General features: G+C 43.6%; 12 protein-coding genes and 4 pseudogenes. 9 read left to right on the forward strand and 7 right to left on the reverse strand.

The features are described from left to right. The first annotated feature begins 356 nt into the window (after nt 1-356). Together BCU12_RS04295 and BCU12_RS04300 are read left to right on the forward strand one after the other, a co-directional pair. Nucleotides 357-1085, forward strand: coding sequence for a glycosyltransferase (locus BCU12_RS04295; protein ID WP_102403143.1), 729 nt, complete (start codon nt 357-359; stop codon nt 1083-1085). 121 nt (nt 1086-1206) lie between these two features. Continuing rightward, nucleotides 1207-2520, forward strand: a complete 1314-nt coding sequence (locus BCU12_RS04300) for an LssY C-terminal domain-containing protein (RefSeq protein WP_241909745.1) — start codon at nt 1207-1209, stop codon at nt 2518-2520. 17 nt (nt 2521-2537) lie between these two features. Here the strand turns inward: BCU12_RS04300 and BCU12_RS23575 are convergent. Continuing rightward, nucleotides 2538-2776 (reverse strand): annotated as a pseudogene (locus BCU12_RS23575) (winged helix-turn-helix domain-containing protein); the annotation flags it as partial. Nucleotides 2777-2784: 8 nt separating this feature from the next. Next, nucleotides 2785-2880: pseudogene (locus tag BCU12_RS23685) on the reverse strand (integrase); the annotation flags it as partial. Between the two features lie 370 nt (nt 2881-3250). On the opposite strand from BCU12_RS23685, the gene BCU12_RS04310 reads away from it, so the two are divergent. From BCU12_RS04310 to BCU12_RS04325, 4 genes are all read left to right on the forward strand, one after another. Then, the gene (locus BCU12_RS04310) at nt 3251-3991 is read left to right on the forward strand and encodes a hypothetical protein (protein WP_241909746.1); all 741 of its coding nucleotides are present in this window, start codon (nt 3251-3253) and stop codon (nt 3989-3991) included. Nucleotides 3992-4043: 52 nt separating this feature from the next. After that, the gene (locus tag BCU12_RS04315) at nt 4044-5414 is read left to right on the forward strand and encodes a serine hydrolase domain-containing protein (protein WP_102403144.1); all 1371 of its coding nucleotides are present in this window, start codon (nt 4044-4046) and stop codon (nt 5412-5414) included. 96 nt (nt 5415-5510) lie between these two features. After that, entirely contained in the window at nt 5511-6662 is a 1152-nt protein-coding gene (locus BCU12_RS04320) for a DcaP family trimeric outer membrane transporter (protein ID WP_102403145.1), read from the forward strand. 271 nt (nt 6663-6933) lie between these two features. Beyond that, nucleotides 6934-7908 (forward strand): helix-turn-helix transcriptional regulator, encoded by a 975-nt coding sequence (locus BCU12_RS04325; RefSeq protein WP_102403146.1) that lies wholly within the window; start codon nt 6934-6936, stop codon nt 7906-7908. Nucleotides 7909-8115: 207 nt separating this feature from the next. On the opposite strand, the gene BCU12_RS04330 is transcribed toward BCU12_RS04325, so the two are convergent. Beyond that, nucleotides 8116-8364: a hypothetical protein gene (locus BCU12_RS04330; RefSeq protein ID WP_102403147.1), complete on the reverse strand. Its 249-nt coding sequence runs from the start codon at nt 8362-8364 to the stop codon at nt 8116-8118. Between the two features lie 140 nt (nt 8365-8504). Next, entirely contained in the window at nt 8505-9800 is a 1296-nt protein-coding gene (gene ptsJ, locus BCU12_RS04335; protein ID WP_102403148.1) for a transcriptional regulator PtsJ, read from the reverse strand. Nucleotides 9801-9890: 90 nt separating this feature from the next. Here ptsJ and BCU12_RS04340 point away from each other — a divergent pair, with 90 nt between their 5' ends. The 3 genes from BCU12_RS04340 to BCU12_RS04350 all read left to right on the forward strand — a co-directional run bounded on the left by BCU12_RS04340 (nt 9891) and on the right by BCU12_RS04350 (nt 13024). Continuing rightward, complete coding sequence (locus BCU12_RS04340) at nt 9891-10784, forward strand: dihydrodipicolinate synthase family protein (RefSeq protein ID WP_102403149.1); 894 nt, start codon at nt 9891-9893, stop codon at nt 10782-10784. Between the two features lie 230 nt (nt 10785-11014). Further along, the gene (locus tag BCU12_RS04345) at nt 11015-11371 is read left to right on the forward strand and encodes a hypothetical protein (protein WP_102403150.1); all 357 of its coding nucleotides are present in this window, start codon (nt 11015-11017) and stop codon (nt 11369-11371) included. Between the two features lie 129 nt (nt 11372-11500). Then, complete coding sequence (locus tag BCU12_RS04350; protein ID WP_102403151.1) at nt 11501-13024, forward strand: PepSY domain-containing protein; 1524 nt, start codon at nt 11501-11503, stop codon at nt 13022-13024. A gap of 99 nt (nt 13025-13123) precedes the next feature. On the opposite strand, the pseudogene BCU12_RS04355 reads toward BCU12_RS04350, so the two are convergent. The 3 genes and pseudogenes from BCU12_RS04355 to BCU12_RS04365 form a co-directional block, all read right to left on the reverse strand. After that, nucleotides 13124-13249, reverse strand: a pseudogene (locus BCU12_RS04355) (GNAT family N-acetyltransferase); the annotation flags it as partial. 4 nt (nt 13250-13253) lie between these two features. After that, nucleotides 13254-13386: pseudogene (locus BCU12_RS04360) on the reverse strand (IS5/IS1182 family transposase); the annotation flags it as partial. A gap of 132 nt (nt 13387-13518) precedes the next feature. Continuing rightward, nucleotides 13519-14766, reverse strand: coding sequence for a serine hydrolase (locus tag BCU12_RS04365; protein WP_157939851.1), 1248 nt, complete (start codon nt 14764-14766; stop codon nt 13519-13521). Nucleotides 14767-15262: the final 496 nt, after the last annotated feature.

Genomic DNA, 15262 nt, shown 5'->3' on the forward strand with positions numbered 1-15262 from the left:
AAATTATTGATAATTTACTTGGTTTGTTCTTGTTGTTGGTAATGGTGTTATGCCATAAATATAGAGTGTGTTTGCTTACCTAACTCGAATTTAAAATTCCTATAAAAACACCATGGTTGCTTGTGGAATTTATTATTTTTTATAGTTTTAAAGGAATTACGTCGTTATTTAATTCTTGATGTTTGTATTTTGTGAAAACAACGGAAGTCGATAATGAAAGGGTATTTTATTAAACATATGGAAAGTTATTAAACATATGGAAAGCTTGGCCTTGAGAGTAATCCAACTATTCTAGCTGCCAAGAAAGCCCCACGTCTAAAGCGACACATTCATAGAACTAACTTTGGAGCCACGTTATGAGCAAATTAAGTATTGTCGTTATCACCCTAAATGAAGAAAAATGTATAGCTCGCCTGATGGACGATCTAAGCCATCAATATTTTCGTGATTTCGAAGTTATTCTCGTCGATTCAAATAGTGATGATGCGACCTGTGATGTCGCTCAAACGTATGAATCAATGCTACCGAATTTGATCGTTCATAAAATGAAAAACCGTGGAGTCAGCTTAGGTCGAAATCAAGGAGCGTCACTGGCCAATTATGAACGCCTATTATTCTTAGATGCCGATGTCAGGCTTAGAGCTGATTTTCTGAGTGATGCCTTGCACCAACTAAACAGTAAAAAACTAGAAGTTGCTGGTGTATATATGGGTTCGCAAGCTCTCCCTTTGGTTCATAAGTTGGGTTATGTGCTATTTAACATTGGCCTATTTATCACACAGTTTTTTTACCCAACCGCTGTTGGCGCCTGCATTTTCTCCACTCAACGTGCCCACAAAGATCTGAATGGATTTGATGAAGAAATAGTCCTGTGTGAAGACTGTGATTACGTAAAAAGAGCGAGTAAAACGTGGCGTTTTCGTTTCCTAAATTCGACTTTTGGCTTTGACCCAAGAAGATTAGATCAAGATGGCATAGTAACAACAGGACTTACCTATTTAAAAGCCAACCTTCGCCGTTTCTTCTTGGGTGAAATGAAAAAAAATGAGATGGAATACAAATTTGGTCACTACAACGAACGCTAGTACCGCTTGCCATTAATAATACACCACTGTTTTTACTAAACATGGTTAATTCGTAGGCAAATAATCGGCTATTTCTGTGAAAAGTCATTGACCAAAATTTGCACAAAGGAAATGCAACTAGATGACTTCTGATGCATTGAATTTAGGGATGATAAGCCTATTTATGGGTGCGATGTTAGATGCACTAATTGGTCCAAATCTTTTTGTTCCCGGAGAGCCGTTCTTGATTGCTGCAGGTTATCAATTGCACCAGGGCGTATGGTTAGGTGTCGTACTTGTTTTTGCCGGAGGCTGGATTGGTGAACAGGCCAGTTATTGGATAGGAAGGGCAATGGGAAAAGGTGCTCAACGGAAGCTTACTCGGTGGCTGCCTAAATCTCGCAAGACCATTGCTAGAGTCCGATTATTCATGTTTAGAAATGAACGTTCCGTCTTGATATTCTCCCGCCTTCTTGGGCCTATCGCTTGGGTTGTTCCATTTTTAGCGGGAGTAAACCGAATACCTTGCCTACGCTTTACTTTTTTGTCTGGCATCGGGCTTATTCTTGGTGTGGGGCAGTTTATCATTTTGGGGTACTTGCTGAGTTATGGTGTTGAATCCATCTCTTTTGTTAGTGATATTCTCCTGTTTGGTCAAGAACATCTATACAGTCTTTTAGTCATTGCTTCGACGATTCTTTTTATCATCATCGGCTTTTATAATAAGTGGCGCTGGCTCAGCTTGAAAGCAGGCGTTCTATTTACCATTGCTGCACTGCTCGCAAACTACTTTCATTTCTTCTTACGCGCAGATGATCTTGTTGCAATGCTTGATTTATCGTCGCCTCAAACAACAGTCTCTTCTGTACAAGAGCTTTCACTCAAAGCGTTTCCCGGTCGTTCAGCTGTTTATGACGCTCAGGCGATCAACGTTATATACATAGGCGAGACACCTCGCACTGCCATGTTGAGTTTAGGCTGGATAGAAAATAAAACCTTTTCGCGAAATAATATTGAATGGGAGGATTATCTGGATCTGTTAAACAGTAAAATACCACCAGTATCGGATCTTTTTTGGAATGGTAAGCCTCAAAATATGGTCTTTCAGTTACCCGGAGATTTGATGAAACGCAGTCATATTCGTTGGTGGAGTGCTGGAACATGGCTAGGTGACGGCAACGATCTGTCAACAGGAAAGAAGGTATGGGTTGGTGCGTTAAGTTATGACAATGGGCTACAACTGACGCCCTACTCTGGGATTGTCACTGTATTACATAGCATTGACCCCAACGTTGATTATGAGCGTGATTTACTCGCTCAACAGATAAAACAATTATCAGGTCATTCAATTCGTTTTCAACTCGCCACTGCGCCAATTGAGCATGATGAGGAGCACGATTACTTTACAGATGGCCATATACTTATCATCGAAGGAGACATACGTGCTGGCACTTAATAGTGCTAGTCGGCTCGTCATTGATTTGGTGTTGGAAAAGGCTTATCGAGCTGGCTACGCAATTGGTAGATATGGCTTCTAGATAGATCATTATTTGGCTCGCTTTCTTGCCATAGTTTCTTAGATATCTCTTCGCGATTTACTCTATCTGGCGCCTATTACACAGTAATTCAAGAATGGTACAAGTCGTCGGGGCTAGCGCTCGTGGCTTATCTTGTCGGTACGTTAGCCGTTTCTTTTGATCAATTCTTACCTGCCGAATTCTTCTTTTTTAATTTCAAGGCTAGTTCTGATTCGCCAGATTTCTTCAAGCTTACGTGGCCATTTAGTGCCACTGCAGTTTCCAGTAGTTAACTTTCGACACTGAAATCAAGAATTGATTTTAACAAGGCTAGAGTAAACCTACCTTCAACACTCAACACTCAACACTCAACACTCAACACTCAGCACTCAGCACGCCAAGTTTCGTTGTGACTTTTTGCAAACTTAGCTCTAAAACGATACCCGCTGCTTCAATCTCCAGAGTATTCACTTCTAATCACTCCTCCATTAAACAATGAAATATGGATGTCCGAAAATGACCTTTAATATGTCCGAAAATGACCTCTATGAATTTCTCAGACCACTCTAATATACATGCATCGGACGGAGCTAAAGACGTCAACCCAGAGGTTGAGGTTACAACAAACGGATTTTGTCATACCCACATCGATAACTTAGAGACTTAAAGATGACAAATGCAAAATCAATCGCTGTTTTATTGACTATGATAGCGTCTCTTCCCGCTTTTGCCGGAGAGAAAACACCAGATCCATCAGACCTTACAGAGACCAGTACTTCAGCGTATGTTGCAATGAGCAATAAAGGCGGATTTAAAGGGTCTGTATCGGGTGATATCAATTTCGATAACGGCCAAACGAGCATGTTTACCTTAGAGGCTGCTATCGACAAAAATGGTGATTATTCAGATAGCCGCTTGCAGTACTTCCATGTATTTAACACTGGGAACACGGGAGTTCCGAAAGTCGCCGCTTCACTCGACGTGATCGACAATGCTTTATTCACTTCGGTTTCACCGGGTGTGACACTCGCAATTAATTCTGGTGTTAAGGGACTTAACATCTTCCCTCGCTTAGGCGTGCTAGGCGGTGAGTTTTCTGATGAAGTTAAGGCAATTACAAACATTTCTGATGAAGCTGCAGTTGGTGGCTCTGCTGCACTGTATATGTTCTACACCGCTGGAGATGACGGTACATATTTTGGTTTATATCCGGAATACAACTACCTATCGGGTGATGCAGACATGTCTGTACTCAATACAAACTTTCTAATGTCCACACCATTCAACAACGACAGAACACGTTGGGGCCAAATCAAAATCATTAACACAAACACCACCATCAAAAACGGTTCTATCGATGAAAAAATCAACGACACCGTAGTTTGGGCCAACTACAAGTTCTATTTCTAAGCAGCATCAATTCATTTCTTTAGTTTTACTTTAATCAAATTAGGTACACATCATGAGAACGAATCTTAAAACACATCACATTGCGCTATTACTGGCCTCTGTTTTTACAACAAATGTCGCCAGTGCACAAAGTCCACTCGAAAAAGCACTCGCAGAACCTGGAGCACAACCTGTTATCCCTGTAACCCAAGTAAAAGAAGGCTTTGACAAACAATTTATTGATGAAGCGAATGAAAGTTTTGGTAACTTCCACATGCAAATGGGTGGTGACCATGCACTTTACTACGCGATTAACATGTCAAAATACATGCCAGCAGAGCTTGCGATGCCACACGGTGAAGTTAGCGTGTTAAAGCGCAACATTGATAGCTCTCTTAACGACTTAACTTTCACTATGGGTGGCGGAAAAGAATCGGTTTCTTTGAAAGAGTACATCCATGACGAAAAAACGCGTGTGCAAGGCATCATGATCCTGAAAGGCGGTGAAGTCGTGTATGAAGAGTTCCCTGGTATGCATCCACACGATACTCACCTTTGGGCATCAGTGGCTAAGTCTTCAGTGGGTACAATCCTGACCATGCTAGAAGTCGAAGGCAAAGTGGATATGACTAAGCCAATTACTGAGTATGTCCCAGAGCTAAAAGGCACCGAGTGGGATAGTGTGATCATGCTAGATGCAATGAACATGGCATCAGGGCTTGATATCAGTGAAAACGCAGCTAACACGTTAAATCCTCGTTCTGTATTTCAACGTATGCTATCGGCCGACTTCAATGTTAAGAATGCCGATGGCGTGATTGAAGATGAGATGAAGGTACTGCGCGATGTTGTGCCTTTAGAAGGTGAACCATCAGGTAAAATGGCACGCTACAGCTCAACAATAACAAAAGTATTAGGTGTTGCGATTGAAAACATCACACAAGAGCCATTCACACAAATATTTGAAGATCGAATCTGGTCTAAGATCGGTGCGCGCGCTTCTGCACAAATCAATGTATCACCAGCAGGCCACGCCGTATCTTATGGTTTGATTAACACTCGCCTCGATGACTTAGCTCGTTACGGCTTACTATTTACACCAAGCTGGGACACGGTATCTAAAGAGCAAGTAGTGTCAAAAGAAGTCCTAGAGAAGATACAAAAAGGTGGTAACCACGAAGCATACCTAGCGGGTGATTTCATCGAGCACTCATGGGTGAAAGCTTCATTTGGTGAAGATATGCCAATCTACAACACACACCAATGGGATGCTGCGTGGGAAGATGGTGCGCTATTTAAACACGGTAACCTCTATCAAAACCTCTATGTTGACCCAGAACGTGACGTAGTGGGTGTCGCTTTCTCAACCTCACCGGTCTACCTGACTCCAGACTTGATTCCAGGTTACTTACGCGAAGCGGCGAAACAACTCACCGACGAGTAGTAACAGCATTCCCCCTCCTTCTGCTATTAAGAAGCAGAGGAGGGGACGAATCATGGTAATCGAGAACAGTTCCATTCTATTTAAAATAGTTATTCTATGAAAACACAAAACTTAACCCTACAACCACGTCTGCTTGCTATGTTGATTACAGCAAGTCTCAGTATATCAGCGCAGGCTGCCACGGGTGCACTAACAGAAAACACTGATGTAGAGCTGTCAGGGAAAATTCTTGGTGCTGTAATTGCTGATAGCGATGTTTCTGGTATAGGTGTCAATAATACGGCAAACGGCCTTTTTGGTAAAAATGATGATGGCAATATCGCCATTGATACCACTCTCACTAGGTTTAATTTGGGTACGTACACGGAGCTTGAAGGCGACGAGTCGGTCAAATCTTTTGTATCGTTTGATTTTAATGGTGCCAACAACGGCAAGATGGATTTGCGAATGCGTGAAGCTTACGTAAATTGGCGGATCGGCAATGGATCGTTAACCGTAGGTCAAACTTGGTCAACCTTGATGGATATGAACCGTCTACCAGATACAGTCTTAGAACCGACGTTGACTGGGGTTGTGTTCAATCGTCAACCTATGGTTCGTTGGTCTCAAACATTTGGCACTTTTCGTTATGATGTTGCTTTGGAAAGTGGATTGAACCACGTACAAACAGACGATGAAAATACGGTGTTAGACAATAGTTCAGACTACCCTGACTTCATAGTTGGTTTGCAAACGAACACCGAAGATTACTGGATCCGTACCTCTGGTGTTGTGAATCAAATTACAACGAAAGATGTTCAGCAAAACGAAACGACTAATGATATCGGATGGGGTTATCAATTATCCGGAGGTATTAAATTTGATGAAGAAAATCATTTCTCAGTCGCGTACTTCAACAGCTATGGAAACGATCGTTACATTCTTGGCGTTAGTAATACGGGGCCATTATACGACCCTCAAACCAGTGAGTTTCGTCTTCGAGAGTCAGAAGCTTTATGGACATCTGTGAGCCACTCATGGGCAGATACACTGAAATCAACTTTCGCGTACGGTGCGTGGAAAGCCGATGAGTTAGAAGGGCAATCCGATACCTTTACAAGCTCCCAGTTTGCGATAGCCAACCTGAAGTGGACTGTTCGAAAGAACTTAGTGGCGGGCGTTGAGTATAACTACACATCTTATGATAGATCTGCTTCTAATAGCCGTGATAATCACCGTGTAATTTTTGCATTAGATTACAGCTTTTAATGCTGTAAACCTTGTTAACTAACCTGAAGTCGGGATAAAAATGAAATAAAAGCGGGTTCAGTTCTCTGACCTTTCGACCCAAAAGAACGATTCACTAAGGAACAGTATTAGGCTTCAAGGTTGATAAATAAGATGTTGAGATTTACTTATTGCAGCTCTGGTGTGAAACATTTTAATGAGGAGGTTTTCTATGGGGAAAGAATGCGGTGCATTGCTATGATGTGAAAAATCAAGCTATACTTCTTAGTCAGTTAGTTTGAGTGGTAAAGCAATGCGCAGATTACACTCCCCCCTGATACTTACCTCATCGGAGTCACTTCTTTTCTACATACCTTATTTTGATAGAAAGGGGATTCGCTGGAAAGAGGTAGCGGATGAGTTTCGTTTGCCAAGTGAAAACTTAAGATCCGAAACATGGATACCCATGAGAGACTTCTCACTTTTTCTCAGTAAAATGGCTACTTTGTGTGACGATGAAATGCCGTTAATCGTAGGCCAGAACACGGCCCAAAGTGTGATTGATGGGCGGTGGGGGTTAATAAAACAAGGCACAGATTTCAAACGCATTTTGCAATCCTTAATGACTAATGAGCATCGATTCAGTCGTCAAAATTCTTATTGGCTAGAAAAGGTTACAGGGGCGTGGAGTTGGTGTCATAGAGGCGCTTTGAAGCCATCCTATCCGGGAGCAAACATCAATGAGTGGTTTCGAGTAGCATTGTTACTTCATTTATGTCGAAACTGGCTAGGACGTGAATGGCAACCCTCTAGGTTGAATGTTATGACCGAAGAGAGACAGGGAAGAATATTTGCAGATATCCTTTTGCCTCAAACTAACGTTCTCTACGGTCAACCCTTTTTAAGCTTAGAGTTAACCGACGTAGAGGATTTAGAGCCTATGACAAGCCGCTCTCTAAAATCCCGTGATATCGGTGAAATCTTGCTTCTGGCCGAGAGTTATAGTCACCTTCCTCAGTTTACTATGGACTGGATAGCCAGCCTTTTCGGTGTAACAACAAAAACACTGTATCGTTACTTCAAAGATCACAACACCTCGTTTAAAGAAATAAAAAAGAATGCCGTGTTAAAGCGCAGTATACAGCTACTCACGGAAACGAACGAACCAGTGAGCACCATCGCTTATCAAATGGGTTACGATGATGTTTCGAACTACAATCGAGCTATCAAATCAATCAGCGGATTCACACCAGCTCAGCTCAGGAAGAGTGAGTTATTAGAGTTCTAAAGCGCTGTCCGGCCCACTAAGATGTCATTTATCCATAGGAGTCAGGTATTTATGGATAATTGAAAAATACGTTAGTCTCGCTCTTATATCGTTAGAAGTTAGTCTGACTTGGTCGACGGAAGCTTCTCCGTTTAACTGAACAACTATGCAGAGCTGAATAGATTCAGGTCTGGCCTTTGCTGCTTATTCCTTTTTATATATCAAAGTTTACCGTTCATCTTTGCTCAAACTTCGAGGCGCGAGTGCAATTCGGTTAGGGATATATTCGATAAATAGCTCTTGGTTATTTATCTGAATTAATCTGGGCGTATTTATTCCATGAAGATTGGAAGCAGCCACTTTATAGAAGTTTATTTCAACATCTGTAGCTCCTTGCTTATGGATGCAAGGGACGCCATTAACAATGGTTTTGGAAACGCGAGCCGCTCCCATTTTCGACAGATCTTGTTTATTCATAAATCGCTAAACTTCCATTTAAACTCACATACTGAAAAGCACTTCTACTTTCTTATTGCCTATTTGATCCCGCTGACGAGAGCAGCGGGGCAGATCCTAACTTTTCACTCACCAAAGTATGGTCACTCAAGTTGTACTGACTATCGCCTTTTAAGGCAGGCGTCTAAATCTGAAACGAACGTTGTCGCTTGAGTTTGTTCAAGCTTAGAGGTGGTGACGCGAATGGCCTCGACTTTGCTTTGTAAAAGAAAGGCACTGCCTTGACGGACCAACCAACCTCGCTGTGCTAACTCATGAGTCACGTCTCTCGCATTTTTAGGTAGCTGGATCCAAACATTCAGCCCACCAGAAATGTACTTGATGCGTTTTTTATCGAGTTCGGAGCAGAGCGTACTTCGGCGAAGAATATAGTCTTCTCGTGCCTGCTGAATTAGGGCAAGTGTGTCGTTCGATGCCAAATTGACGTGCACGATGGATTGAATGATTCGGCTAACCCAAGTCATTCCAGGCGCTAAACGGGCTCTTAGTCGACTCGCGGTTGCACGGTCGCAAGCGAGGAAGGCAAACCTAAGATCAGGGCCTAAAAATTTCGACACTGAACGAATGAGCGCCCAGTGAGTGGTGGCGTCAGGAATAATGGAATAGTAGGACGTGTCGGAAAGTAAAGAGAAGTGATCATCAACGATCACAAGCACGTTAGGGTGTTTCCTAAGTACTTTCTTTATCGCCTCTGCGCGTGACAGAGTGAGGCTGCAACCGGTTGGGTTGTGTGCTCTAGGAGTGATAATAACGGCTCTTGCGCCTTGTTTAATGGCGTGTTCGAGCTTCTCTGGGCACATACCCGATTTGTCTACATCCACGCCTATGGCTTGTATGTTCGCAAGGCGAAGCACATTCGTGGTGCCTAAAAAACACGGGTCTTCAACCGCAACTTTGTCACCAGAGACCAAATGCGCCGCGATCAACCGCTCTAGTGCGTCTATTGCGCCATTCGTCAGTTCAATGTCGGCATGGTTAGGGCAATCCGGATATATCGTCTCTTCCGCAAATTGACGAAGTTTGGGCAATACCGTTTCATCACCATAGAGGTGCGGGCTAGGCAAACATTCAGCCAACAGATCTTGAGGGTTGGGTAACCAAGCTGGATTTGGGTTGCCATCGGCTAAATCAGTCAATGTTGTGGATGTACTCAGGCCCTCTTGTTCTCCCGCCTCAGGTGGAGCGCAGATTCGAGTGCCTAAACGCCCTTGAGTGATAGCTGTACCTGATTTCACTAGCCTCTGATAGGCAAGCGCGACGGTATTTCGGTTGATACCCAGCTTCTCAGCAAGTTCACGAACAGGAGGCAGTGTATCCCCTGCGCGAATATCACCTTCTTGCACCAATTTTCGAATACTGTCGGAGACTTCTAATGCTGTTTTTCCATCTATTTTCATTTTTGTCCTATGACAATATTTATCTTTGTCTGAGACAATGTTACCTTTAAATCAGATTGAGGCCAATGAACTTTGTAAGGGAGTATCAGTATGTTTTCAGGGATGAGTGCGTTTCCTTTAACCCCAATGAATGAACAAGAGATTGATGAAGGGGCATTTATTCGCTTGGTACAGCGTTTGGTGCGGGCTGAAGTAGATTCGATAGGCGTATTAGGCTCAACGGGCAGTTACGCGTACCTACCAATTGAACAGCGCATGCACGTTGCCCAACTCGCCATTAAAAACGCAAAGGGCGTTCCTGTCATCATTGGTGTTAGTGCCTTGCGCACTAAAGATGTGTTAGCGCTTGTTGAACATGCTGAGAGTCACGGTGCAAGCGCGATATTGCTTGCGCCGATGTCTTACCAAAAATTGTCTGCGGAAGAGGTTTATCAACTTTATAGCACGGTCAGTCAGGCATCGTCCTTGCCTATTGTTGTCTACGATAACCCTGCAACAACGCATTTTGAGTTCAGTGATGAGCTGTACACTCGCCTATCTCAGTTGGAAAACGTGCGCTCGATAAAAATCCCAGGCGTTCCACTTGATGCGGTGGCAGCAAAAGCGAGAGTTGATCACATACGGTCAATCGTTCCATCTAACGTTTCCATTGGCGTCAGTGGAGATGGGTTTGCAGCAAGTGGCCTCAACGCGGGGTGCGATGTTTGGTATTCCGTGATTGGTGGTTTGTATCCAAAAGCAGCATTGGAAATCACTCGCGCCGCTCAATCAGGTGATGCTCAAAAGGCATTACATTTATCTGAGCGATTGCAGCCTTTGTGGGATCAGTATGGGAAGAATAATGGCAGCCTGAGAGTCATTGCATCGGCGGCTGAGTTAGAAAACCTCACGGATACGCCAAGCTTGCCCTTACCACTGAGAACATTGGAAGGAGAGAATCGTCAGAAGCTCGCCAAGTTTCTGAGTGAGAACCCGCTCAATTAATCTTACCGCATAGAGAGCCGGCGTACTCGTTCGTGAGACTTTCCTAAACGTCGCCATTGGTTAGGAGAGTGCGGTTGTCGAACGTCGCTAGGTTGTTCTAGCATTGAGTTTCACGAGTGATTCGTGACCGATTCTCAGAAAATTCATGATGTTGGTTAAACTACAAGACATCCCAAGGAGAGGTTGTTGCCTTTTTGTTATATCTTTGCGCCTCTCTATTGAGTGGGTGAATGATGCGTTCAGGCTGGTTTAATCGAATAATGTTAATAGCAAGTACCTTATGCTGGGTACTTGTTAGCGTTATGCCTGTTATTAATGCGCATGGTGCAAGTGCGGGTGTTTGGGCCACGCTGTGTACTATCAATGGTTTTGAACTGGTTCAGATTGAAGAGGGCAAGCCGGAAACTCAACACGGTAAGCCGTGTCCTTTTGGTCATTTTTCGCCTTTTCACCACGATTCTTTAGCGCCAGTACATCCGTTATCTATTCATCTGTTTGATACATTGGATGTTTACACCGATTTTGTTCAAAGCACCCGTTACCAATTAGCACCAGTCCGAGCCCCTCCGTTTCTGCACCTTTCCTAAAACTCATTACTTAGAAACTAGTGACTTAAAACTAGACAACCAAAATAATCTCAAAGTCTAAACGCGGTGCGTTGATTAGGCTCATTTTTAATGGGCGCTATGCACGGTGTTCATCAAAAGGAAATTGCAATGTTAGGCAGTCAAGCTCAGACTCCATCAGCAAATGGCTCATCGCAGTCATCTAAATCTAAGGCTATAGCCAAATCTCGTTACTTTTTAACCTGGCGCTGGCACTTTTATATGGGGCTGTTTGTTGTCCCTTTTTTATTAATGCTCAGTCTTACCGGCCTTGTCATGCTCTTTGATGACGAAATAGAAAATGCGCGGTATGGCGAGATTCTTTCCATCACGCCTCAAGGCGAACAAACCTTGGCATCGGTTCAAATTGCAGCGGTTCGATCAGCGTACCCCGAGGCAACTATCACTCAATTTGTGGCTTCTAACGACCCTAAAACCGCAAACCGAGTCAGCATTCGGCTTGAAGACGGTCGATCCATATTCGTGACCATTGACCCGTATACTGCACAGGTACTCGGTGAAATAGACCGAAGTGACAGCTGGTATCAGTTAGCGAATGACATTCATGGCACGCTTCTGATTGGAGATTGGGGCGACTACCTGATTGAGGTGTCAGCCAGTTTGAGTATTTTGTTGTTGGTCTCGGGGATTTATCTCTGGTTACCGACCGACAACGCCGCGAAATCAGGCTTCTTGAAGATTCGAATGGCATCAGGCACGAGAGTGCTGATGCGCGATCTCCACTCGAATTTGGGTGGCGTTTTGTCGGTCATATTGTTGTTATTCTTGTTGTCTGGTTTGGCCTGGGCAGGAGTATGGGGCTCGAAGATGGTTCAGGGTTGGAATACATTCCCAACGTTTTACACCTGGGGCGAAAAGCCAGAGTCGAGCCTGACTCAAGTTAGCCAGAATCGCACTCGTCAGAATCACGCAAGCTTAAATCATGGCAGTGAAGAAGAGATGCCGTGGAACTTAGAACTGGCGGAACTGCCTCAATCCAAACCTCAATCACACGACCACTCACAGCATGGGGCTAGCCACGGTGAGGAAGACAATGCAAAAGCAACAGACGAGAAAGCGCAACACGATCTTCATTCTGTCTCTATCGATGAAATAGTCGCTCTGGCTAAAGAGCAAGGAATGACTCGTTTCAAAGTGTTTTTGCCAAAGGGGGAAACAGGCGTGTTTACCGCTGCTGCGAACTCGATGGCGGGTGATGTTATTGACCCAAGGCAGGATAGAACCCTCCACTTTGACCAGTATTCCGGCCAGTTGCTAATGGATGTGTCATGGGATGATTACTCAACCATTGCCAAGCTCATGGCGGCTGGCACAACGCTGCACCAAGGCGATGCCAGTATCGTGAATAAACTGTTGAACGCTCTATTTTGCGTGTCGTTTATTGCGATTGCGGTGACTGGCGTTGTGATGTGGTGGATTCGGCGACCAAACGGCAGCGCGAAATTGGGCGTACCAGCAAGGTTCGAACAAGAGGGAATTTGGCGCGTTGGCTTGATGATGGTCGTGATTCTTGGAATCTGCTTCCCGCTTGCAGGGTTAACAATTGTGGTGGTCTTTGCTCTGGATGCATTCGTCATTCGTCGCTCGAAACGGCTTCAACAGTACCTTGCTTAGTGTGAATTAGCAGGTACGAAAACCGAGCAGAAACGGAAACGCCCAAAGTTATCCGCTTTGGGCGTTTCTTCTAGCATAAAGTTGACGACAAACCGAGCGTTAGAGTGTCATGTGTAAAATTCGGAAAGGTTTTCCCATATAATCAAGAGGTGAGCGTGATGCAACGCTAAAACCCATGTGCTGATAAAACCCCGTGGCTTGCGTGTTCTGTTCATTCACATCGACTACCTTGCTTGGTTTGATTCCAACGTTGAATGGTTTCTTCATTAATCCAGAATGTCAGTGACCCTCGATTGATTAAAGCTTGGTTATTTTTCAGTTAGTTGTTTTCAGTTAGTCGTTTTGTAACGAGACTTGGTCATTTGTTTAAGTCTTTGAATGAACTGAGCAGATCGTGAGTTGATGATTGCGTTCCCTGATTTAGGACACAAAGCCATGCTACGTCGCGATAAAGGTGTATTGTTTGCCCTTATCGCGACATAGCGTTGGTCTTACTATTTTTTGTTGAAATGGTTCGCGATAGCATCTAGCGCAATAAAATCATTTTTGGCTGCGTAAGGTGTTAGTGGTGCAACATCAGAAGACTGTTTCACGATAATGACCTCGGCCGTTGGATCAATGTAAATGTATTGCCCGAACACTCCCATGGCAGTGAACGCATTGTTTTCATTGCCTGTATGCCAGAACTGATTTCCGTATGAAAAACCTTGCATCGCATTTTCTTCAGCGTAGTGAGCGAACTTGCTTACATCACCACTTTTCTTAATATCGTCGGTTGTTTTGGTTGATAAAATTTGCTGACCATTAAAGTAACCGTCGTTTAAAATCATTTGACCAAAGCGCGCCATATCACGTGCAGTTAGCATTAAGCCTGTGCCTGCTAACGCTTGTTGTGTTGATTCAACTAATATCGAGCCATCACGTTCAGCCCCAATTTTCGACCAAATCATGTCACTTAATACTTCGTTAAATTGCTGACCTGTCGCGGCAACAATAACGGCTTGCAATACTTCACTCATTGGCGTGACATAATTAAACTGTTCGCCTGCTGGCGTACTCACCTGCATGTCTTTTAAGTAATCCATAATACTGGTTGGCGCGGTACTGCCTTCAGGAATGGGCATTAAACCAATGGAAGAAATATATGCCCACACATCAGCATTAGGGTCTGCATAATCTTCCGAATACGCCATGCCAGCGGTCATATCAAGAACTTGGCGTAACGTTGTTTTACCAACGGGTGTGCCTTTTAATGGCGCGACAATTGAACCGATTGTCGCTTGTTCGTCTAACTTACCTTGGCTTATTAGCTCAGTAACCACGGTACCAATGAATGATTTAGTCACCGACATCAAAATATGGCGCTGTTTATCTTCAACGTCATTAAAGTACTGCTCGTAGGCAATTTTGCCTTTATGAATCACGATTAATGCATCTGTACGTGTGTGCTCTAGGTAATCGTTGATGGTGATCGTTTGTTGCTTGTTATCGACTTTGCCTACAAATTCAAGATCACTCATGCTGGTTAATGCTGACTCAAAATCGGCCACGGGTGTAAAGTCTCGGCTGACTGTCGCGCTAGGAATAATTTGATTAGTATTAACAAATGTCCATTGATTCACGTCGGCTTGAAGCCAATTTTCTACGCCAATTTTAACATCAGGTTTAGCGGGTGCCGCCAGTGCTGCGCCATTCATCATTAGCCCGCAAGTGATAGCCAGTGTGATTTTTTTAAAGTTCATCAGTCTCTCCATGTATGAGCGTGTATTTGTTTAAGTGAGTCAATTATAAAGCGATGCTGATAGATGGATGTGTCACAAACGCGGCGCAATGTGTGTTTGTTATGACAATGTGTGTTCGTGAGGCGAGTTAAGTGCGCTTTCTAGGTTGGGTGGCAGTGCCGGTAACTGGTACGCAGAAGTGCTTTACGCAAATGATGAAGCAATGACCATTGCGGGTGATATTTTCTTAAATCAAGCAACGCAGTTAAAAGGAAATCTCTATCCATCCTAATTTATGAGTTGTGATGACTGAATAATAATGACCACATATTGATAGCTTTCTGAAGCACTATAGAGGCGATTTCGAGTTAACTCCCTAAAAAGGAATCGGAAATATTCGAGGCTCTACGCAAAATTACTGGAAAAAATACCCCGCCACAATCATTGTTTTTATATGTTTTTAAGTCTATACATACAATATATTGAAAAACATCATATATATTACCTATTACCTATT

This window comes from Vibrio sp. 10N.261.55.A7, assembly GCF_002877365.1.
In the GTDB taxonomy this organism is placed as follows: Bacteria; Pseudomonadota; Gammaproteobacteria; order Enterobacterales; family Vibrionaceae; genus Vibrio.

Bases quoted from the DNA above. Each gene is read 5' to 3' on its own strand.
- BCU12_RS04295 (WP_102403143.1), top strand. From the start codon at position 357: ATGAGCAAATTAAGTATTGTCGTTATCACCCTAAATGAAGAAAAATGT.
- BCU12_RS04300 (WP_241909745.1), top strand. From the start codon at position 1,207: ATGACTTCTGATGCATTGAATTTAGGGATGATAAGCCTATTTATGGGT.
- BCU12_RS04310 (WP_241909746.1), top strand. From the start codon at position 3,251: ATGACAAATGCAAAATCAATCGCTGTTTTATTGACTATGATAGCGTCT.
- BCU12_RS04315 (WP_102403144.1), top strand. From the start codon at position 4,044: ATGAGAACGAATCTTAAAACACATCACATTGCGCTATTACTGGCCTCT.
- BCU12_RS04320 (WP_102403145.1), top strand. From the start codon at position 5,511: ATGAAAACACAAAACTTAACCCTACAACCACGTCTGCTTGCTATGTTG.
- BCU12_RS04325 (WP_102403146.1), top strand. From the start codon at position 6,934: ATGCGCAGATTACACTCCCCCCTGATACTTACCTCATCGGAGTCACTT.
- BCU12_RS04330 (WP_102403147.1), bottom strand. From the start codon at position 8,364: ATGAATAAACAAGATCTGTCGAAAATGGGAGCGGCTCGCGTTTCCAAA.
- ptsJ (WP_102403148.1), bottom strand. From the start codon at position 9,800: ATGAAAATAGATGGAAAAACAGCATTAGAAGTCTCCGACAGTATTCGA.
- BCU12_RS04340 (WP_102403149.1), top strand. From the start codon at position 9,891: ATGTTTTCAGGGATGAGTGCGTTTCCTTTAACCCCAATGAATGAACAA.
- BCU12_RS04345 (WP_102403150.1), top strand. From the start codon at position 11,015: ATGATGCGTTCAGGCTGGTTTAATCGAATAATGTTAATAGCAAGTACC.
- BCU12_RS04350 (WP_102403151.1), top strand. From the start codon at position 11,501: ATGTTAGGCAGTCAAGCTCAGACTCCATCAGCAAATGGCTCATCGCAG.
- BCU12_RS04365 (WP_157939851.1), bottom strand. From the start codon at position 14,766: ATGAACTTTAAAAAAATCACACTGGCTATCACTTGCGGGCTAATGATG.